A 19,293-nucleotide genomic window follows, 5' to 3' on the forward strand; every position below is an offset into this window, starting at 1 on the left:
GTGAGGAGGGAATATAAGTGGAGCAAAAAAGAGGTATGAGAAAAACGAGGGTTGGTGTTGTTGTAAGTGACAAAATGGACAAAACTGTAGTAGTTGCTGTAGAAACGCTTGTTCAGCATCCTCTTTATAAAAAGACTATGAAGAGAACAACAAAGTTCAAAGCTCATGATGAAAACAATGAATGCAGAGTTGGAGATAAGGTTTTGATTATGGAGACAAGACCACTTTCCAAAGAAAAGAGATGGAGAGTTGTTCAGATTTTAGAAAGAGCAAAATAACAAATAGTCGAAAACAGCTTAGCTTTTTAAAGGAGGGGAAATAAAAGATGATCCAACCACAGTCAAGGCTGAAGGTTGCTGACAACACAGGTGCTAAAGAAGTAATGTGTATAAGAGTTTTAGGAGGTTCGAATAGAAAGTTTGCAAATATAGGAGATGTAATAGTTTGTTCTGTTAAAGATGCAACACCAGGTGGCGTTGTAAAAAAAGGTGATGTTGTAAAAGCAGTTATTGTCAGAACACGCAAAGGCGTAAGAAGAGAGGACGGGACATATATAAGGTTTGATGACAATGCTGCAGTTTTGATAAGAGAAGATGGAACTCCAAGAGGAACACGTATTTTTGGACCTGTTGCAAGAGAACTTAGAGATAAGGATTTTATGAAGATAGTATCTCTTGCACCAGAAGTTCTATAAGCTATTTTGAGGAGGGAAGGTTATGCCGAACAAGGTTCATGTAAAAAAAGGTGATACTGTTGTAGTTATCTCTGGCAAATATAAAGGCAAACAAGGCAAAGTACTTACAGTATTGCCAAAAGACAAAAAAGTAGTAGTTGAAGGCGTCAATATAGTTAAAAAGCATGTAAGACCAAATCCGAAAATGCCACAGGGTGGTATAATAACACAAGAAGCACCAATTTGGGCGTGCAAGGTTATGCTTGTATGTCCAAAGTGTGGCAAACCAACGAGGATTGGTCACAGATTCATTCAAGAAGGTGAAGAAGAAAGAAAGGTCAGAACATGCAAAAAATGTGGTGAGATAATTGACTAATTGGCAAAGTGAAGGGAGGTAAATTGTTCATGGCACCAAGACTCAAAGAAAAGTATTTTCAGGAAGTTGTTCCTGCGATGATGCAAAAGTTCGGATACAAAAATGTTATGCAAGTGCCAAGACTTGCAAAGATTGTTGTAAACATTGGACTTGGAGAAGGTAAGGACAATCCTAAGGCTTTAGAAGCAGCAGTAAATGATTTGATGGCTATTACTGGTCAGAAGCCAGTAGTTACACGTGCTAAAAAATCTATAGCAAACTTCAAGCTAAGAAAAGGTATGCCCATTGGCTGCATGGTAACGTTAAGAGGCGATAGAATGTATGAGTTTTTAGATAAGATGATAAATCTTGCTCTTCCAAGAGTGAGAGACTTCAGGGGTGTATCAGATAAGTCTTTCGATGGTCGAGGGAATTATTCAATAGGATTTAAAGAACAGCTTGTTTTTCCTGAGATTGATTATGACAAGGTAGACAAGATAAGAGGACTTGAAGTTACTATTGTAACCTCAGCAAAAACTGACGAAGAAGCTAAAGAGCTTTTAAGACTTTTAGGGATGCCGTTTGCAAGCTAAGAAATGAAAGAGGAGGTATATGAATGGCAAGGAAAGCTCTTATTATAAAACAGCAAAGACCTCAAAAGTTTTCTACAAGGTATTATAATAGATGCAAAATATGTGGACGTCCAAGAGCGTATTTGAGAAAATTTGGTGTTTGCAGACTTTGTTTTAGAAAGCTTGCTCACAATGGAGAGATACCGGGTGTTAAGAAAGCGAGCTGGTAATTTTTTAATTCGGAAGGAGGTAATAAGATGTACGTTATAGACCCGATTGCAGATATGCTCACACGTATTAGAAATGCAAACAATGCTCGCCATGAAGTTGTAGATATTCCAGCATCCAAAATGAAGAAAGCAATAGCCCAGATTTTGTTAGAAGAAGGGTTTATAAAAGATTATGAGATAATTGATGATGGAAAAAATGGAATTATAAGAATTAGATTAAAATATGGTCCTAATAAAGAAAGAGCAATAACAGGACTCAAGAGGATATCAAAACCAGGAAGAAGGGTTTATGCTGGGAAAGATGAACTTCCAAGAGTACTTGGAGGACTTGGTATTGCTATTATTTCTACATCAAAGGGAATAATGACAGATAAAAAGGCAAGGAAAGAAGGAGTTGGCGGAGAGGTTCTCTGCTACGTGTGGTAACAACACTTTATATTTGTTGGAGGTGAAATGATGTCAAGAATAGGCAGAAAACCTATTGATATACCCAGTGGTGTTGATGTCAAGATAGACGGAAATGTCATTACTGTAAAAGGACCCAAAGGGACGCTTACAAAAGAAATACATCCTGAGATGATTGTTAAGATAGAAAACAACCAGATAATAGTGCAAAGACCTTCTGATGAGAGGTTCCACAAAGCACTGCATGGTCTTACACGAACACTTATTGCTAACATGGTAGAAGGTGTGACAAAGGGTTATGAAAAAGTACTGGAAGTTGTTGGAATAGGTTACAGAGCTCAAAAACAAGGCAAGAAACTTATACTCAATGTTGGATATTCACACCCTGTTGAAATTGAAGAGCCTGCTGGCATTACAGTTGAAGTTCCTGACCAGAACAGAATAATAGTCAAAGGAATTGACAAGCAACAGGTTGGCAACTTTGCTGCAAATATAAGAAAGGTAAGAGAACCAGATCCATATCTTGGCAAAGGCATCAAATATGCTGATGAAGTCTTGAGACTAAAAGAAGGAAAAGCCGGCAAAGGCGGTAAGAAATAGAGGGGAGTGATTTGGCTTGTATAAAAAGGTGAATAGAAATGAAAAGAGGCTTATAAGACACAAAAGAATTAGAAAAAAAGTTTTTGGTACAAGTGATAGACCTCGTCTTTGCGTTTACAAGAGTTTAAAATATATTTATGCTCAGATAATTGATGATGAAAAAGGTCACACACTTGTTGCTGCATCATCGCTTGAGCCTGAGATCAAGTCAAGACTGTCTTCAACAAAATCTATCGAGGCAGCAGAGTATGTAGGGAAAGTAATAGCTGAAAGGGCAAAAGAAAAGGGAATAACAAAGGTTGTATTTGATAGAGGCGGTTATCCATATCATGGAAGAGTAAAAGCGCTTGCGGAAGCTGCAAGGCAAGCCGGTCTTGAGTTTTAATTTTAAGGGAGGGATATAGCTTGGCGCAAAAGAGAATTGATCCAAAGGGATTAGATTTAAAAGAAAGAGTTGTAAACATTAACAGAGTTGCAAAGGTTGTAAAGGGAGGAAAGAGATTAAAGTTTTCTGCTATTGTGGTTGTTGGTGATGAGAATGGTCATGTTGGGGCAGGACATGGGAAAGCTGCGGAAATTCCAGATGCTATCAGAAAAGCTATTGAGGATGCAAAGAAGCATCTGATTGAGGTGCCAATAGTTGGAACCACAATTCCGCATGAAGCAATAGGTGATTTTGGAGCATCAAAGGTTTTGATAAAGCCTGCTCCAGAGGGTACTGGTGTTATTGCAGGTGGGCCGGTGAGAGCTGTGTGTGAGCTTGCTGGTATTAAAGATATAAGAACAAAGAGCCTTGGTTCTAACAACCCTGCAAATGTTGTTCATGCAACAATTGAGGCATTAAAACAGCTGAGACGTCCAGAAGATGTTGCAAGAATCAGAGGAAAGACATTAGAAGAGATACTCAAGTAAAAAGGAGGGTTTTTTGTTATGAAGCTTTACGAACTCAAACCTGCACCAGGTTCTAAGAAAAGCAGAAAAAGAGTGGGACGAGGCGAGAGTTCTGGTCACGGTAAGACCTCGACAAGAGGTCACAAAGGTCAATGGGCACGCTCTGGTGGTGGTGTTCGACCTGGTTTTGAAGGTGGGCAGATGCCACTTACCAGAAGAATTCCTAAGAGGGGCTTTAAAAACATTAATAAAAAGGTGTATACTGAAGTTAATGTAGAAAAGCTTGAGAGGTTTGACAATGACACTGTAATCACACCTGAGCTTCTTTTGAAGGAAAGGGTTATAAGCAAGATAGAAAAAGACGGCGTGAAGATACTGGGAAGAGGAGAGCTGACAAAGAGGCTGACAGTTAAAGTGCAGAAAGTTTCAGAAGGTGCAAGAAAGAAGATAGAAGCTGCTGGAGGAAAGGTAGAGGTGATTTAAAGTGTTTGAAACTATAAAGAATGCGTGGAGGCTGCCCGACCTTCGAAGAAAGATTCTATTTACACTTTTCATGATACTTGTTTTCAGACTGGGGGCGTTCATCCCAGTCCCCTATATTGATAGGGATGCTTTGGCAAAGGTTATAAATGACCTTACAATGCTTGGTTTTTTTGATGTTGTTGCAGGTGGAACATTTAAAAATATGAGTATATTTGCGATGAGCGTAACTCCATATATTAACTCCTCCATTATTATGCAGCTTTTAACAATTGCTATACCTGCTCTTGAAGAACTTGCAAAACAGGGAGAAGAGGGCAGAAAGAAGCTTGCTGAGTGGACACGATATGGAACTGCTATTTTGGCGTTTATCCAAGCAGTTGGTATCTATTTTGGACTTAAGAACGCAAGTGCACTCACCGGTGGTGTTCCAGTTATTACAGCTCAGGGTCAGGGATTTTTAGGTTTTATTACAATAACAATTGCTCTTACAGCTGGAACTGTATTTTTAATGTGGATTGGCGAACAGATAACAGAAAATGGTATAGGAAATGGTATTTCGCTTTTGATATTTGCAGGTATTATTTCAAGAATTCCAAACGGAGCAGTTTCTCTTTGGAACTATGTTGCAAAGCTCAATGAGTTTTCACTCACAAGTATTATTGGTGTGATTTTGTTTATAGTAATGGCACTTGCAATTATCATATTTATTATAGTTATTCAAGAAGGTGAAAGAAGAATACCTGTTCAATACGCAAAGAGGGTTGTTGGAAGAAGAGTTTATGGCGGACAGAGCACACACATTCCTATAAAGGTCAATATTGCAGGTGTTATTCCTATAATCTTCGCAATTTCGCTTGTGATGCTTCCAACAACAATTGCTCAATTTTTCCCAAATTCAGGCTTTTATAAATTTGTAAAAGCATACTTTTCATCAGGTTCGTTTTGGTATACATTCTTCTATGCATTGTTCATAATAGGGTTTACTTATTTTTACACAGCAATTGTATTTAATCCTGTTGAGATTGCCAACAATTTGAAAAACAATGGAGGATTCATTCCAGGTATCAGACCTGGCAAACCAACTGTAGATTTCATAACAAGAGTGCTTTCAAAAGTTACCTTTGCTGGTGCACTGTTCTTGGCATTTATTGCTATTTTGCCAACATTGGTTGGACTTATGTTCAAACATCAGCTTAACATTTATTTTGGTGGAACAAGCTTGCTGATTGTTGTGGGTGTTGCGCTTGAGACGATAAGGCAGATGGAAGCTCAGATGCTGTTGCGTCACTACAAAGGCTTCTTGAGCTAAAAAGAGTGGATTATTGTAGTATGGAGGTATAGAAAAGATGAGGCTTATACTTTTAGGTGCACCGGGTGCTGGAAAGGGCACTCAGGCAGAATATTTGAGCAAAAGATTCTCGATACCTCATATCTCAACAGGTGACATTTTGAGGGAAAATGTAAAAAATGAGACTGAGCTTGGAAAAAAGGCAAAAGAGTATATGGACAAAGGTCTTTTGGTTCCAGATGAGATAGTGATTGAAATTGTCAAGGACAGGATTTCAAAAGAGGACTGCAAAAATGGATTTTTGTTAGATGGTTTTCCACGCACTATTGCCCAGGCAGAAGCACTTGATAAGGTACTTCAAGAACTTGGACAGAAGATTGACAAGGTTTTGGATATTGAAGTTCCAGACGAAAAGATTTTAGAAAGAATGTCTGGGCGAAGGATTTGTAAAAACTGTGGTGCGAGCTTCCATGTAATCTACAGGCCACCACAAAAAGAAGGTGTATGTGATGTATGTGGTGGAGAACTTTATCAAAGAGAAGATGATAAAGAAGAAACTGTCAAAAAGAGATTGGAAGTTTACCATGCACAAACACAGCCATTGATTGATTATTACAAAGCAAAAGGTTTGCTTGTTGTAGTTTACGGTCAGGAAGAAATAGCTGATACAACAAAAGAGGTCTTAAAAGCACTTGGCATACAATAAAGGAGAAAAGACCGAAAATGATTACTATAAAATCAGAAGCTGAGCTTGATAGTATGAGAGCAGCTGGCAGAATTGTTGCTATGGTTTTAAAAGAATTAGAAAAACTTATACGACCAGGTATCACCACAAAAGAGCTTGATGAATTCGCTGAAGAGTATATAATTAAAAATGGCGGGATACCATCATTTAAGGGATTGTATGGGTATCCTGCCTCCATATGTACCTCAGTCAACGACGAGGTAGTTCATGGAATTCCAGGTATGAGAAGGCTGGAAGATGGAGATATTATCAGTATAGACGTAGGAGTTTGTGTTGACGGACTTCATGCTGATGCTGCAAGAACCTTTGCTGTTGGAAAGATTTCTGAGACAGCAAGGTTTTTGATAAAAACTGCAGAAGAAAGCTTTTTTGAAGGTATTAAAAACGCGGTTGCTGGCAAGAGAGTTGGAGATATATCAAATAGTATACAAAGATACGTTGAAAGCCGTGGCTTCAGTGTTGTGAGGGATTTGGTGGGGCATGGAATAGGTAGAAAATTTCATGAGTCACCTCAGGTCCCTAACTTTGGCAAAGCTGGAGTTGGGATAAGGCTTATCAAGAACATGACCTTGGCAGTTGAGCCTATGGTAAATGAGGGAAGTTACAAGGTGTACACTGACAAGGACGGTTGGACTGTAAAGACGCTCGATGGTAAGCTCTCTGCTCATTATGAAAATACCATAATCGTAACTGAGGGCTTACCAGAGATAATTACGTTATGAGGTGTTAATAGAGATGGATCTTCAAATAGGGCAGATTGTTCTGTCCAAAATGGGAAGAGATAAAAATAGATTCTTCGTAATTTTTGATATAACCGACGATGGGTATGTTTACCTTGTTGACGGAAAACTGCGGAAGATCAAAAAACCCAAGAAGAAAAAGATAAAACACATAACACCCACAAAGTTTGTCTCAGAAGAGATAAAAGAGAAGATACTCAAGAAAAAGCTCACTGACGTAGAGGTTGCAAAAGTGATAGAGGAATTTGAGAATAGAAAAGAGTAGGGGGTTGATAAGCCTTGTCCAAGGAGGATGTAATTGAATTAGAAGGGACTGTGGTTGAGGCACTGCCTAATGCAATGTTTCAGGTTCAGCTTGACAATGGGCACAAAGTCCTTGCCCATGTGTCAGGAAAACTTAGAATGAATTTTATCAGGATACTTCCGGGTGATAGAGTGGTTGTTCAGCTATCACCGTATGATTTGACACGAGGTAGAATTGTTTGGAGATCAAAATAAACTCTCTTTAAAAAAGGAGGAATAAGGTAGAATGAAGGTCAGACCATCTGTGAAACCTATATGCGAAAAGTGCAAGATTATCAGAAGAAAGGGCAAGATAAGAATAATTTGCGAAAACCCAAAACATAAACAAAGACAAGGTTAATTTATTGGAGGTGAATTTTTAGGATGGCACGAATTGCAGGTGTAGATTTACCAAGAGAAAAGAGAGTTGAGATAGCTCTGACATATATATTCGGGATTGGTCTTTCAAGATCAAAACAGATTTTAAGGGATACTGGGGTTGATCCAAACAAAAGAGTAAAAGACCTCACTGACGATGAGGTAGCTAAAATCAGAGACTATATAGATAAAAATTTCAAGGTTGAGGGTGAACTTAGGGCTGAAATTGCAAGAAACATAAAGAGGTTAATTGATATAAGATGTTATAGAGGTTTGAGACACTTAAGAGGTCTTCCTGTTCGTGGTCAGAGGACAAGAACAAATGCAAGAACAAGAAAAGGTCCAAGAAAAACTGTTGGTGTTATGAGAAAGAAATCATAAGAAGGAGGAGTAAGCTGATATGGCAAGACCAGCAAGAAGAACTGTAAGACGTTCAGAAAGAAAGAATGTTGAAAAAGGTATTGCACACATCCATTCAACATTCAATAATACAATTGTTACTATTACTGATCCATCTGGCAATGCTATTGCATGGGCAAGTGCAGGAACATGTGGTTTTTCAGGAACCAAAAAAGGTACACCGTTTGCTGCTCAGCTTGCAGCAGAAAAGGCAGCAAAGATGGCAATGGACCACGGTATGAGAACTGTTGAAGTGTATGTAAAAGGGCCAGGTGCAGGAAGAGAAGCTGCAATTAGAGCACTTCAGGCAGCAGGGCTTGAGGTAACGCTCATAAAAGATGTTACTCCAATTCCGCACAACGGTTGCAGACCGCCAAAAAGAAGAAGAGTATAAAATTTTAGAGGAGGTGCTTTGTCTTGTCAAAATACATTGGACCAGACTGCAGACTCTGCAGAAGAGAAGGAATGAAATTATTCTTAAAAGGTGATAGATGTTATACCGAAAAGTGTGCGTTTGCAAGAAGACCATACCCACCAGGTCAGCATGGTCAGGAGAGAAAGAAACTTTCTGAATATGGTATGCAGCTGAGAGAAAAACAGAAAGTAAAAAGAATTTATGGCGTTTTAGAGACCCAGTTCAGAAGATATTTTGAAATGGCTGAAAAGATGAAAGGTATCGCTGGTGAAAATCTTTTGTCATTACTTGAAAGAAGACTTGACAATGTTGTCTACAGACTTGGATTTGCTTCCTCACGTGGCGAGGCAAGAGTTTTAGTATCTCATGCTCATTTTAAGGTAAATGGAAGAACTGTGAATATTCCATCTTATCTTGTAAAGGTTGGCGATGTGATAGAGGTTGACGAGAGAAGCAAATCTAAGACAAGATTTGTTGAGATAAAAGAGAAGTATGCAAAGAAACCTTCTCCAAAGTGGCTTGAAAAGGACGCTGAGAACCTTGTGGGAAAGGTAATAGCTCTTCCAACAAGAGAAGATATTGATATGCCAATTAGAGAACACCTGATAGTAGAGCTTTACTCTAAGTAATAAATGCCCTCGTAAAAAGGTCTGTGTGGTGTATTATTTTTAAGGAGGGTATATCAAGTTGATAGAATTTCAAAAACCAACAATAAGGTGTGAAGAGCTGAGCCCAGACAATAAATATGGGCGATATGTTATTGAGCCTCTGGAGAGAGGTTATGGTATAACGGTTGGGAATGCACTTAGAAGGACGCTTTTGTCGTCACTACCTGGTGCAGCAGTCACAGCAGTTAAGATTGATGGGGTTTTACATGAGTTTTCAACAATTCCAGGGGTTTTAGAAGATGTGCCAGAGATAATACTCAATTTAAAAGGCTTAGCTATCAAGATGTCATCCCCAGGGCCAAAGATAATGTATATTGAGGCTCAGGGTGAGTGCGAAGTAAAAGCAAAAGATATAAAGGCAGATGCTGATATAGAGATTTGCAATCCCGACCATCACATTGCTACACTTAATCAAGATGCCAGACTTTTTATGGAAATAACAGTTAATCAAGGAAAAGGTTATATTCCAGCCGAAAGGAACAAACAGCCAAACCAGCCAATAGGTGTTATTCCTGTTGATTCTATTTATACACCTGTTGTAAAGGTCAACTACAAGGTTGAGAATACAAGAGTTGGTCAGGTAACCGACTATGATAAGTTGACCATGGAGATATGGACAAACGGAACTATTCGTCCAGATGAGGCGCTAACCATTGCCGCAAAGATTTTAATAGAGCATTTTAACCTGTTTACTGATCTTTCTAATATTCCTACAAAGATTGAGACAGTTGTAAAACAAGAGCCGCCGAAGAGAAATAAACTTTTAGATATGACAATAGAAGAGCTTGAACTTTCAGTAAGGTCGTACAACTGTCTTAAAAGAGCGGGGATAAACACAGTTGAGGACCTTGTCAACAAGACTGAAGAAGAGATGATGAAAGTAAGGAACCTGGGCAAAAAGTCCTTAGAAGAGGTCATCCAAAAACTTCACAGTTTAGGACTTAGCCTCAAAAAGAGTGATAGCACGCCGAAGGAGGAGGAAGAAGAGAAATGAACAAATTAAGAAAACTCAAACGCGATATAGACCACAGACAGGCGCTTATGAGAAACTTGGCAACATCTTTGTTCAAGCATGGTAGAATAATGACAACAGAAGCAAAGGCAAAGGATTTGAGAAGAATAGCTGAAAAGCTTATAACCATAGCAAAAAAAGGGGATCTTGCATCATATAGAAGAGTTTTAGGGTATTTGTATGAAGAAGATGTTGCGTATGACCTGTTCCAGAAGATAGCTCCAAGATATCAAGGAAGAAATGGTGGTTATACAAGAATAATTAAGGTTGGTCCACGTAAAGGTGACGGTGCTATGATGGTCTATATAGAGCTTGTATAAGGTCAAAGAGGCATTTTCCTCTTTGGCCTTTTTGCTTTTTAAGTTCATATTTTAATCGGCGAACAATGTTTTGCTATTTACAAAATCAAAAGTGTGTGCTAATATTATTAATGCTTTTTGATTGTTGCAAAAACGCTGCGGGATGGTGTAATGGTAGCACAGGTGACTCTGGATCACCTTGTCTAGGTTCGAGTCCTAGTCCCGCAGCCAAAAAAGTGGCCCTATCGTCTAGAGGCCCAGGACACCGCCCTCTCACGGCGGAGACAGGGGTTCGAATCCCCTTAGGGCTACCAAAGACGAATACCACCGAGGCTGTGTAAAAGCAGCCTCTTTTTTGTTGTAAGGAAAATAAAAACAAGCTGTTTCTCATACGAAGATAGAGAGACAGCTTTTTTATATCCTTGACAAAGATACCTCAAGAATGTTATCATAATATAAAAGCCGAGTATACAAGTCGGAATTGGAGAGATATAAGATGTTCAGGTTATCTACAAAGGGAAGATATGGTGTCAGAGCAATGTTTGATTTAGCGCTTCACTATGATGAAGGGCTTGTATCTTTGAAGAGCATAGCAGAGCGTCAGGAGATTTCTGAGCATTATTTGGAGCAGCTCATTGCTGCCTTGAAAAAAGCAGGACTTGTCAAGAGTATAAGAGGTGCTCAGGGTGGCTATATGCTTTCAAGAGAGCCTTCAAAAATTACTATTGGTGAGATTTTAAGAGCTCTTGAGGGGTCACTTTCGCCTTCTGAATGTATAGATGATATAGAAAAGGTTGACTGTCCAAGAGCAGAGTTTTGTGTTACCAGAAAGGTTTGGGAAAAGGTCAAAGAAGCAATAGAAAACGTTGTGGACTCTGTCACACTCCAAAATTTGGTTGATGATTATAAAAAGATGACAGCAGATGAGTCATACATGTTTTATATTTAAAAAAAGGGGTATAATAGTTATAGAAACCCTACTAAAATGATAAAAATAATGGGAGATGATATATATGGAAGGGAAAATTATTTATTTTGACCATGCAGCGACAACCCCTCTTAAAAAGGAAGTATTAGATGAGATGATGCCGTATTTGACAGAGCAGTATGGCAATCCTTCAACAATTTACAAGCTTGGAAGAGAAGCAAAAAAAGCAGTTGAGCTTGCAAGAGAAAGGGTCGCAAAGGCCTTAAATGCAGATATTCAAGAAATTTACTTTACCTCCGGTGGAACAGAATCAGATAACTGGGCATTAAAAGGAGTTGCTTTTGCAAATAAAGATAAAGGCAAGCATATTATAACAACAACCATCGAACACCATGCAGTTTTACATCCTCTAAAATATCTTGAAGGTTTAGGATTTGAAGTGACATATGTTCCTGTTGAGCCAAATGGTATTGTTGACCCTCAGAAGATAAAAGAGGCAATAAGAAATGACACTATTTTGATTTCTGTCATGCTTGCAAATAACGAAATTGGGACAATCCAGCCTGTCAAAGAGATAGCAAAGATAGCAAAGGAAAAAGGAATAATCATTCATACAGATGCTGTTCAAGCAGTTGGGCAAATTCCTGTTGATGTAAAAGATTTGGGTGTCGACCTTTTATCACTTTCTGCTCATAAATTCTATGGTCCAAAAGGTGTTGGTGCACTTTATATCAGAAAAGGGACAAAGATTCATCCATTTTCGCATGGTGGTGCACAGGAGAGAAATAGGCGTGCTGGGACAGAGAATGTAGCAGGGATTGTTGGACTTGGAAAGGCTATAGAGCTTGCAACTCAGAACCTTTCTGAGTATGCTGCAAAGCTTCAGAAACTGAGAGATAAGCTCATTGACGGAGTGCTGAGCAAAATTGATTATGTTCGACTCAATGGTGACAGAAATCAGAGACTTCCTAACAATGCTAATTTCTCATTTGAGTTTATTGAAGGTGAAAGCCTGCTTTTGATGCTTGACATGAAAGGAATTGCAGCATCAAGCGGGTCTGCATGCACATCAGGGTCTTTGGACCCTTCACATGTGCTTCTGGCAATTGGACTTGAACATGAGGTTGCTCATGGATCTTTGAGAATAACACTTGGTGAAGATAACACCGAAGAAGACATAGACTATCTATTAGAAGTTTTGCCTGAAATTGTTTCAAGATTAAGAGAAATGAGTCCACTTTATGAAAGCGTGAAAAAAGGGGGCAATTGAAGATGTATAGCGAAAAGGTTTTGGACCATTTTATGAACCCGCGAAATGTTGGTGAGATTGAGAATGCAGATGGTGTTGCTCAGGTTGGCAACCCGAAGTGTGGAGATATAATGAAGGTGTATCTTAAAATAGAAAATGGTATAATAGTTGATGCAAAGTTTAAAACATTTGGCTGCGGTGCTGCTGTTGCAACAAGTTCAATGGCAACAGAGATGGTGAAAGGAAAGACAATAGAAGAAGCTCTGCAGATTACTAACAAAGCTGTTGCCGAAGCTTTAGACGGTCTTCCAGCAAACAAGCTCCACTGTTCGGTTTTAGCCGAAGAGGCAATTAAAGCCGCAATTGAAGACTATCTTAGCAAGCAAAAAAGCAAAAATACAAACTAAACTTACTTTAAAAGGGTGAGATTTTTTGAAGAAAAAAGTCCTGGTTGCTATGAGTGGAGGTGTAGATTCTTCTGTTGCAGCTGCAATATTAAAAGAAGAAGGATATGAAGTATATGGTGCAACGATGCAGATTTGGCAAACCGAAACTGAGGATGAATTAATTCGCGAAAAGAGCTGTTGTTCTCTTACTGCTGTTGACGATGCACGAAGGGTAGCTCATATTCTTGACATACCATATTATGTCTTTAATATGAAAGAAGATTTTAAAAAAGAGGTTATAAACTACTTTATCGACGAATATATAAAAGGCAGAACGCCAAATCCTTGCATTATGTGCAACAGGAAAATCAAGTTTGAGCTTTTTTTAAAAAGGGCAATGGTGCTTGGCATGGATTACATTGCAACAGGTCATTATGCAATAATTGAATATGACAATACTCTATGTAGGTATCTTCTAAAAAGGTCGAAAGCGAGAGAAAAGGACCAAACTTATGTGCTTTACAATATGACCCAGGAGATGCTTTCTAAAACAATTTTCCCACTTGGTAGATTTTCCAAAGATGAGGTTAGAAAGCTTGCAGAGAAATTTAAGCTTCCTGTTGCGAAAAAACCTGACTCACAGGAAATATGTTTTATTCCAGATAATGACTATGGGAGCTTTATTGAAAAAGAGACAGGAATAAATGATGAAGGGGTGTATGTTGACACAGAGGGAAATATACTTGGCAAGAGCAAAGCGTATTACAATTACACCATCGGTCAAAGAAAAGGACTTGGCATATCTACCGGGAAAAGGATGTATGTAGTTGATATAAAACCTGAGGAGAACAAAGTTGTTTTGGGAGAAGAAGACAAAGTATTTTCGGATGGTTTAATTGCTTCTGATTTGAACTTTATACTATTTGATAAATTGGAATCTGAGTTAGAAGTGACAGCAAAGATACGATATACTGCAAAAGAGACAAAGACAAAAGTTATACCTGTGCAGAATAATAAAGTCTTGGTTAAGTTTTATGAAAAGCAGCGTGCAATAACACCAGGGCAGTCTGTTGTGTTCTATAGCGGCGATATTGTTGTTGGTGGCGGAATAATAGAAAAAGCCCTCTGATGAGGGCTTATATTTTTACAAATATTGGTTCAAGATTTTCAAATTTTGTTAAATATTTAAAACCAATACTCTTTAGCATATCAACCGTATAGCTGAACATATATGCAATGTATTCTGTAGAGTGGGCATCTGATCCAAGCGTAATTATTTCTCCACCCAATTCATAAAATCGTTTTATAATTTTATATTCTGGATGTGGCATTCCAAGACCATATCTAAAACCAGAGGTATTAACTTCAATTCCTTTTCCTTTAAGAATAAGCAGTTTTAATATCTCATCTATCAAATCCCAATACTCTTCTTTATCTAAATCTTTGTTCTCATAATCTCCATATCGTTTGACAATGTCAAGATGACCATATACACAAAATTTGTCAAAGCTTTTGATGAGATTTAATGTTTCTTCAAAGTATCTTATATAAGCCTGCTGTTTTGCTTTTTCCTGATAGAAAACACCATCTGCCAAATCTTGAAAGTCTACAACATGGGTTGAGGCAATTACAAAGTCAAAGGAATAGCTGTTTAGAATCTCTAAACTTTTTTCTATAGAATGTGGTTGCAGTCCAACCTCGCTACCGAGTTTAATTTTTATCTTGTTGCTGTATTTTTCTTTGATAGAATAAAATTCATTCATGTAATCTTCATAGTTAATATCCCAAACAGGGTATGAAACTGACGGGTATAAAAGGTCCATGTGGTCTGTAAAAGCTATCTCGTCAAGGTTGAGTTCTATAGCTTTTTTTACAGCGTCTTCCATACTCATATTTGAGTCTGATGAAAAGTTAGAATGAATGTGGTAGTCAAACATAGCAAGTCATCCCCTTTAAAAAGAGTTTTTTGCATACAATCAAATTGTATGATATTTTATTGACAATAGCAATTGTTAAAAAGGGTGATTTTTATGATTCAGCTCAAAAACGAGCCGATGAAGGTAATTAGGATACTAAATCAGCATGGATTCAAAGCATATTTGGTTGGTGGATGTCTAAGAGATTATCTGCTGTCAAAAGAACCTCAGGATTTTGACATTGCAACAGATGCAAAACCTGAAGATGTAATTCATCTTTTTGAAAAGACCATTCCAACAGGTATAAAACATGGAACGGTAACAGTGATTATAAATGGAGTCAAGATAGAAGTAACAACTTTTAGAGTCGAAAAGGAATATGAAAACCACAGATGGCCAAAAGTAGAGTTTACAAACAGTCTTTTTGAAGACCTCAGAAGAAGGGATTTTACTATAAATGCCATGGCATATCATCCGGATGAAGGACTTATAGATTATTTCGGTGGAATTGAGGACTTGAAAAATAAAATTGTCAGGTGTGTTGGCAATCCACACGAAAGATTTTTTGAAGATGCACTGAGAATTTTGAGGTGTATAAGGTTTGCAACGCAGCTAAGTTTTGTCATAGATAATGAAACTTTTGAGGCACTAAAAAGCCTAAAAGATCTTTTGAAAAAAATCTCAAAGGAAAGAATAAATATAGAATTATCAAAGACTTTGGAAAGCAAAAATTCTTCTTACGGACTTGAACTTCTTTATGAAAGCAGTGTGGGCAGTGTTATAATTCCTGAATTTTTGCAAATATACCTTTATTTAAGCCAAGTAGAGTTTGATTTTATTCCTACAAAGTTCAAAGTTCCTGCCTTTTTTGCCTGCTTGAAAGATAATACATTAATTGAGAAACTAATGAGAGATTTGAAGTTTGATAGAAGAAACATCTCTTTAGCTATAAAATTATGTAATTATTTGAAAAGGCATTACAATACAGAGGAACTAATAAAGAGAATCTTTTTTGAGGAAGAGGAAAATGTCGAAGATATAATTTTTACCATGTCGATATTAAAAAATGATACCAAGATAACAGAAACATTCGATATTTTAAAAAAACAGAACAGGCTTATTAGGAAAAAAGATGTAAAGATTAACGGGAATGATTTGTTGAAATTGGGTTTAAAAGGCAAAGAAATAGGTAAAACCTTAAACCTGATATATGAATATATTTTAAAAAATCCTGAAAAAAATAATAAGGACGAGATATTAAACTATGTTAATTTTTATCTTCAAGAGGGTAAAAATTGATAAACAAAATTTTTGAGCGAGGAGATGAACAAATGTTACCTACCACGAACGAGCTCGGATATTACGAAATTCGACTTGAAAGTATTGGCGGACTTGGTGCAAATGTTGCGGGCAAGATTTTGGCTGAGGCAGGTGTTGTTGGAAGTGGACTGAATGCCTTAAATTTTGCAAGTTATGGCTCTGAAAAGAAGGGTTCACCAGTAAAGTCGTATATAAGATTTGCTCCAAAGGAAAAGCAGATAAGAATTAATTCGCCTGTTGTTCAGCCTCATTTGGTTGCTATATTTCACGAGAATATGGTAAATACAAATCCTGTCACACAAGGACTTGGAAAAGATGGAATAGTTATCCTGAATACAAGCAAGAGCGTGGATGAGGCTCGAGATTTTTTAAAACTTGCAAGTGGCACGGTGGCAACAGTGGATGCAATAAGGATTGCCCTTGAAGTTAAAACAAGGATTAACATGGTTATGCTTGGGGCAATTGTAAGAATGCTTGGATTTATCAGCTTAGATAGCGTGAAAGAGATTGTTAAACAAACTTTTGAGAAAAAATATCCACAGACAATTGCGTCCAACATGGCGGGTCTTGAAGCTGGATATAACCAGGTAGAATTTAAGTTTTTTGAATATGATGGTAAATACCAATACGTAGAGTACCAGGAAGAAAGAAGGCCTATGGGATATAAAAACGCTCCAATTGGAGGAACTATTGTAGAGTATGCAAACACAATAACAAAGAACAATATAACCAGCAGGATTGGGAAAATTCCTGTGTTTATAAAGGAGAAATGTATAAACTGCGGTCTTTGTGAGACTACATGCCCTGACTATGTGTTTGTTTGGGATAGGATAGTCGAAAATGGAAAGCCCAAAATGATAAATATAGGATTAGATTATCAGTATTGCAAAGGATGTTTAAGATGTGTTGATATTTGTCCTACAGGTGCACTTATTGAGGGAATTGAAAGGGAATATGACATGGAAAAGATCTCTGCAAAACATGATTTTGATATATACGAAAAGTGGTATAAGGATGGTGAGAAGAGATGATAAAACCACAAGAGACAATCTTTGAAAGCGGGAATGAAATGGCAGCTTTGGCTGCATCACAAATAAGTTATCATATTATGGGGTACTATCCGATAACACCTTCTACCCAGATTGCTGAAGAACTTGACCAGATGCGAGCAGATGGACTTCATGATATTTTATTGATTGCGGCAGACGGTGAACATGGTGCCGCAGGGATCTGTTACGGCGCTTCTTTGGGCGGTGGTAGAGTTTTTAATGCAACAAGTGCAAATGGGCTTATGTATGCTTTAGAGCAGCTTCCCGTCCAATCTGGAACAAGATTTCCAATGGTATTAAATCTTGTTACACGTTCAATTTCTGGACCTCTTGACATAAAAGGTGACCATAGCGATTTGATGTTCACATTAAATACCGGCTGGATAATACTTCTTGCCAAAGACCCACAAAGAGTTTACGATATGAATATAATGGCGGTAAAGATTGGTGAACATCCTGATGTAAATCTTCCTGTAATTGTTGCATATGACGGATTTTTTACAAGCCATCAAAAGAGGGTTGTGAGCTATTTTAAGAATAAAGAAGATGTTCAAGAGTTTGTTGGAAAGTTCCCGCCAAAGCGAACCGTTGCAATAGATCCTGACAACCCTGTTACAATTGGACCTTATATGAATGAACCCGACCTTATAAACAACAAATATCAACTCAGCAAGGCAATGGATAAAGCGTATGAAATAATTCCACAAGTATTCGAGGAATTTTATAAGATTAGCGGTAGAAAATATGAGCTGGTTGAAGGATATAGAATGGAAGATGCAGAAATAGCTATATTTGTCTTGAATTCCACTTATGATACCGTATGTGAAGCTGTTGACATTTTGAGACAGAAAGGTATAAAAGTTGGCGTTGCAACAACAAACGTGCTAAGACCATGGCCAAAAAAAGAAATCCAAGGGCTTTTGAAAAATGTAAAGCTTCTTGCAGTGTTAGACAGGCAAGAAAGCTACGGTGCAAAAGGTGGCAATATGACAATTGAAATCAAAGCAACACTTCAAGAGCTTGAAAAAGGTCCAAAAGTAATCAGCAGAATCTATGGACTTGGTGGCAAGGACTTTTTCCTTGAAGATGCTCTGACTCTCTTTGAAGATATGAACCTTGTGCTGGAAGGCAAAAAAGAAATACCAGATTTTGATTATATCGGAGCATATCCGGGAGATGAAAATTATGTTCCTAAAAGGTATATGAAACCTATAAAAGCAGAATGGACTAAGAACATTGCGCTAAACACACGTGATTTGACAGCAATGCCAAGACGAATTGTTCCTGGCCATGGCGCATGTCCTGGCTGTGGTATATTCCCTAACTTGAATCTTCTTTTGAAAGGGATTGAAGGTGATGTAGTGCTTCTTTTCCATACAGGTTGTGGCATGGTTGTAACTACAGCTTATCCTCAAACAGCTTTCAGGACAACTTATGTGCACAACCTTTTCCAAAATGGTGCAGCAACACTATCTGGACTTGTTGAGATGTACAACCAGAGAAAGAAGAGAGGAGAAATTCCTGACAGGGACCTGACATTTATCCTTGTGACAGGTGATGGTGGAAATGACATAGGGATGGGTCCTACAATTGGTGCTGCGCTGAGAAACCACAAGATGATTATATTTGAGTACGACAATGGGGGCTACATGAATACAGGGTACCAGCTTTCGTACACCACGCCTTACGGAGCATCTACATCAACTTCACATGTCGGGAAAGCTCAGTTTGGAAAATCGACTTTCCATAAAGACACTCCTCAGATAATGGCGGCTACAAATATTCCATACGTTGCCACGGTGGCAGAATCTGATCCTATTGATTTTGTCAAAAAAGCAAGAAAAGCTCAGAAAATCATGAGAGAAGAAGGGCTTGTATATATCAAGGCACTGTCAGCTTGCCCGCTTAACTGGGGTGATGAACCATCGAAAGAGAGAAGAGTTATTCAGGCGGCTGTTGATTGTTGTTTCTACCCGCTTTATGAGATTGACCATGGCAAAACCACTATAA

General features: G+C 38.0%; 29 protein-coding genes and 2 tRNA genes (1 of these 31 only partly in view). 30 read left to right on the forward strand and 1 reads right to left on the reverse strand.

All coding sequences use genetic code 11. The annotated features are described in order from the left end of the window. The first annotated feature begins 17 nt into the window (after nucleotides 1–17). From rpsQ to mnmA, 27 genes are all read left to right on the forward strand, one after another. Nucleotides 18–278: a 30S ribosomal protein S17 gene (gene rpsQ / locus COB47_RS04220; protein WP_013290159.1), complete on the forward strand. Its 261-nt coding sequence runs from the start codon at nucleotides 18–20 to the stop codon at nucleotides 276–278. Between the two features lie 47 nt (nucleotides 279–325). Further along, on the forward strand, nucleotides 326–694 hold the full coding sequence (gene rplN / locus COB47_RS04225) for a 50S ribosomal protein L14 (RefSeq protein WP_013290160.1): 369 nt from the start codon (nucleotides 326–328) through the stop codon (nucleotides 692–694). A gap of 22 nt (nucleotides 695–716) precedes the next feature. Then, nucleotides 717–1,049 (forward strand): 50S ribosomal protein L24, encoded by a 333-nt coding sequence (gene rplX, locus COB47_RS04230; protein ID WP_013290161.1) that lies wholly within the window; start codon nucleotides 717–719, stop codon nucleotides 1,047–1,049. Nucleotides 1,050–1,078: 29 nt separating this feature from the next. Beyond that, a complete protein-coding gene (rplE, locus tag COB47_RS04235) occupies nucleotides 1,079–1,621 on the forward strand; it encodes a 50S ribosomal protein L5 (RefSeq protein ID WP_013290162.1) in 543 nt (180 codons plus the stop codon). Between the two features lie 23 nt (nucleotides 1,622–1,644). Beyond that, nucleotides 1,645–1,830, forward strand: a complete 186-nt coding sequence (locus COB47_RS04240; RefSeq protein ID WP_011917778.1) for a type Z 30S ribosomal protein S14 — start codon at nucleotides 1,645–1,647, stop codon at nucleotides 1,828–1,830. Between the two features lie 27 nt (nucleotides 1,831–1,857). Beyond that, the gene (gene rpsH, locus COB47_RS04245; RefSeq protein WP_013290163.1) at nucleotides 1,858–2,256 is read left to right on the forward strand and encodes a 30S ribosomal protein S8; all 399 of its coding nucleotides are present in this window, start codon (nucleotides 1,858–1,860) and stop codon (nucleotides 2,254–2,256) included. Between the two features lie 30 nt (nucleotides 2,257–2,286). Next, nucleotides 2,287–2,835, forward strand: coding sequence for a 50S ribosomal protein L6 (rplF, locus tag COB47_RS04250; protein WP_013290164.1), 549 nt, complete (start codon nucleotides 2,287–2,289; stop codon nucleotides 2,833–2,835). A 16-nt stretch (nucleotides 2,836–2,851) separates the two neighbouring features. After that, nucleotides 2,852–3,220 carry a 50S ribosomal protein L18 gene (gene rplR / locus COB47_RS04255; protein WP_013290165.1) on the forward strand — a complete coding sequence of 123 codons (369 nt, stop codon included), beginning with the start codon at nucleotides 2,852–2,854 and terminating at the stop codon, nucleotides 3,218–3,220. A 20-nt stretch (nucleotides 3,221–3,240) separates the two neighbouring features. Beyond that, entirely contained in the window at nucleotides 3,241–3,747 is a 507-nt protein-coding gene (rpsE, locus tag COB47_RS04260; protein WP_013290166.1) for a 30S ribosomal protein S5, read from the forward strand. A gap of 18 nt (nucleotides 3,748–3,765) precedes the next feature. After that, nucleotides 3,766–4,209: a 50S ribosomal protein L15 gene (gene rplO / locus COB47_RS04265; RefSeq protein ID WP_013290167.1), complete on the forward strand. Its 444-nt coding sequence runs from the start codon at nucleotides 3,766–3,768 to the stop codon at nucleotides 4,207–4,209. A 1-nt stretch (nucleotide 4,210) separates the two neighbouring features. Then, nucleotides 4,211–5,518: a preprotein translocase subunit SecY gene (secY, locus tag COB47_RS04270; RefSeq protein ID WP_013290168.1), complete on the forward strand. Its 1,308-nt coding sequence runs from the start codon at nucleotides 4,211–4,213 to the stop codon at nucleotides 5,516–5,518. Nucleotides 5,519–5,555: 37 nt separating this feature from the next. Then, on the forward strand, nucleotides 5,556–6,203 hold the full coding sequence (locus tag COB47_RS04275; protein ID WP_013290169.1) for an adenylate kinase: 648 nt from the start codon (nucleotides 5,556–5,558) through the stop codon (nucleotides 6,201–6,203). Nucleotides 6,204–6,220: 17 nt separating this feature from the next. Then, nucleotides 6,221–6,964: a type I methionyl aminopeptidase gene (gene map / locus COB47_RS04280; RefSeq protein WP_013290170.1), complete on the forward strand. Its 744-nt coding sequence runs from the start codon at nucleotides 6,221–6,223 to the stop codon at nucleotides 6,962–6,964. A gap of 13 nt (nucleotides 6,965–6,977) precedes the next feature. Continuing rightward, entirely contained in the window at nucleotides 6,978–7,247 is a 270-nt protein-coding gene (locus COB47_RS04285) for a KOW domain-containing RNA-binding protein (RefSeq protein ID WP_013290171.1), read from the forward strand. Between the two features lie 14 nt (nucleotides 7,248–7,261). Next, on the forward strand, nucleotides 7,262–7,480 hold the full coding sequence (infA, locus tag COB47_RS04290; protein ID WP_013290172.1) for a translation initiation factor IF-1: 219 nt from the start codon (nucleotides 7,262–7,264) through the stop codon (nucleotides 7,478–7,480). Between the two features lie 31 nt (nucleotides 7,481–7,511). After that, the gene (rpmJ, locus tag COB47_RS04295) at nucleotides 7,512–7,625 is read left to right on the forward strand and encodes a 50S ribosomal protein L36 (RefSeq protein WP_013290173.1); all 114 of its coding nucleotides are present in this window, start codon (nucleotides 7,512–7,514) and stop codon (nucleotides 7,623–7,625) included. A gap of 23 nt (nucleotides 7,626–7,648) precedes the next feature. Continuing rightward, complete coding sequence (gene rpsM / locus COB47_RS04300; RefSeq protein WP_013290174.1) at nucleotides 7,649–8,023, forward strand: 30S ribosomal protein S13; 375 nt, start codon at nucleotides 7,649–7,651, stop codon at nucleotides 8,021–8,023. A 19-nt stretch (nucleotides 8,024–8,042) separates the two neighbouring features. Further along, nucleotides 8,043–8,435, forward strand: a complete 393-nt coding sequence (gene rpsK / locus COB47_RS04305) for a 30S ribosomal protein S11 (RefSeq protein WP_011917765.1) — start codon at nucleotides 8,043–8,045, stop codon at nucleotides 8,433–8,435. 23 nt (nucleotides 8,436–8,458) lie between these two features. Continuing rightward, nucleotides 8,459–9,085, forward strand: a complete 627-nt coding sequence (gene rpsD, locus COB47_RS04310) for a 30S ribosomal protein S4 (RefSeq protein ID WP_013290175.1) — start codon at nucleotides 8,459–8,461, stop codon at nucleotides 9,083–9,085. 58 nt (nucleotides 9,086–9,143) lie between these two features. Continuing rightward, on the forward strand, nucleotides 9,144–10,118 hold the full coding sequence (locus tag COB47_RS04315) for a DNA-directed RNA polymerase subunit alpha (protein WP_013290176.1): 975 nt from the start codon (nucleotides 9,144–9,146) through the stop codon (nucleotides 10,116–10,118). Continuing rightward, nucleotides 10,115–10,456, forward strand: a complete 342-nt coding sequence (rplQ, locus tag COB47_RS04320; RefSeq protein WP_013290177.1) for a 50S ribosomal protein L17 — start codon at nucleotides 10,115–10,117, stop codon at nucleotides 10,454–10,456. The genes COB47_RS04315 and rplQ overlap by 4 nt, the downstream gene beginning before the upstream one ends. Before the next feature lie 136 nt (nucleotides 10,457–10,592). After that, nucleotides 10,593–10,666: transfer RNA gene (locus COB47_RS04325), tRNA-Gln, on the forward strand. A 7-nt stretch (nucleotides 10,667–10,673) separates the two neighbouring features. Continuing rightward, nucleotides 10,674–10,749: transfer RNA gene (locus COB47_RS04330), tRNA-Glu, on the forward strand. A gap of 182 nt (nucleotides 10,750–10,931) precedes the next feature. Continuing rightward, complete coding sequence (locus COB47_RS04335; protein ID WP_013290178.1) at nucleotides 10,932–11,384, forward strand: RrF2 family transcriptional regulator; 453 nt, start codon at nucleotides 10,932–10,934, stop codon at nucleotides 11,382–11,384. Nucleotides 11,385–11,448: 64 nt separating this feature from the next. Further along, entirely contained in the window at nucleotides 11,449–12,633 is a 1,185-nt protein-coding gene (gene nifS / locus COB47_RS04340; RefSeq protein ID WP_013290179.1) for a cysteine desulfurase NifS, read from the forward strand. Nucleotides 12,634–12,635: 2 nt separating this feature from the next. Further along, nucleotides 12,636–13,019 (forward strand): Fe-S cluster assembly scaffold protein NifU, encoded by a 384-nt coding sequence (gene nifU, locus COB47_RS04345; protein ID WP_013290180.1) that lies wholly within the window; start codon nucleotides 12,636–12,638, stop codon nucleotides 13,017–13,019. Nucleotides 13,020–13,044: 25 nt separating this feature from the next. Continuing rightward, a complete protein-coding gene (gene mnmA, locus COB47_RS04350) occupies nucleotides 13,045–14,127 on the forward strand; it encodes a tRNA 2-thiouridine(34) synthase MnmA (protein WP_013290181.1) in 1,083 nt (360 codons plus the stop codon). 7 nt (nucleotides 14,128–14,134) lie between these two features. On the opposite strand, the gene COB47_RS04355 is transcribed toward mnmA, so the two are convergent. Then, on the reverse strand, nucleotides 14,135–14,935 hold the full coding sequence (locus tag COB47_RS04355; protein ID WP_013290182.1) for a histidinol-phosphatase HisJ family protein: 801 nt from the start codon (nucleotides 14,933–14,935) through the stop codon (nucleotides 14,135–14,137). Between the two features lie 93 nt (nucleotides 14,936–15,028). Here COB47_RS04355 and COB47_RS04360 point away from each other — a divergent pair, with 93 nt between their 5' ends. The 3 genes in view from COB47_RS04360 to COB47_RS04370 are tightly spaced (at most 32 nt apart) and all read left to right on the forward strand, a layout consistent with a single transcriptional unit that may run on beyond the window. Next, entirely contained in the window at nucleotides 15,029–16,213 is a 1,185-nt protein-coding gene (locus COB47_RS04360) for a CCA tRNA nucleotidyltransferase (RefSeq protein WP_013290183.1), read from the forward strand. A 32-nt stretch (nucleotides 16,214–16,245) separates the two neighbouring features. Next, the gene (locus tag COB47_RS04365) at nucleotides 16,246–17,265 is read left to right on the forward strand and encodes a 2-oxoacid:acceptor oxidoreductase family protein (protein ID WP_013290184.1); all 1,020 of its coding nucleotides are present in this window, start codon (nucleotides 16,246–16,248) and stop codon (nucleotides 17,263–17,265) included. Continuing rightward, on the forward strand, nucleotides 17,262–19,293 hold the 5' portion of the coding sequence (locus tag COB47_RS04370) for a thiamine pyrophosphate-dependent enzyme (RefSeq protein ID WP_013290185.1). 176 nt of this gene lie beyond the right edge of the window; only the first 2,032 of its 2,208 coding nucleotides appear in the window; the start codon lies at nucleotides 17,262–17,264; the stop codon falls past the right edge of the window. The genes COB47_RS04365 and COB47_RS04370 overlap by 4 nt, the downstream gene beginning before the upstream one ends.

Origin of the sequence: Caldicellulosiruptor obsidiansis OB47 (genome assembly GCF_000145215.1) — a bacterium.
In the GTDB taxonomy this organism is placed as follows: domain Bacteria; phylum Bacillota; class Thermoanaerobacteria; order Caldicellulosiruptorales; family Caldicellulosiruptoraceae; genus Caldicellulosiruptor; species Caldicellulosiruptor obsidiansis.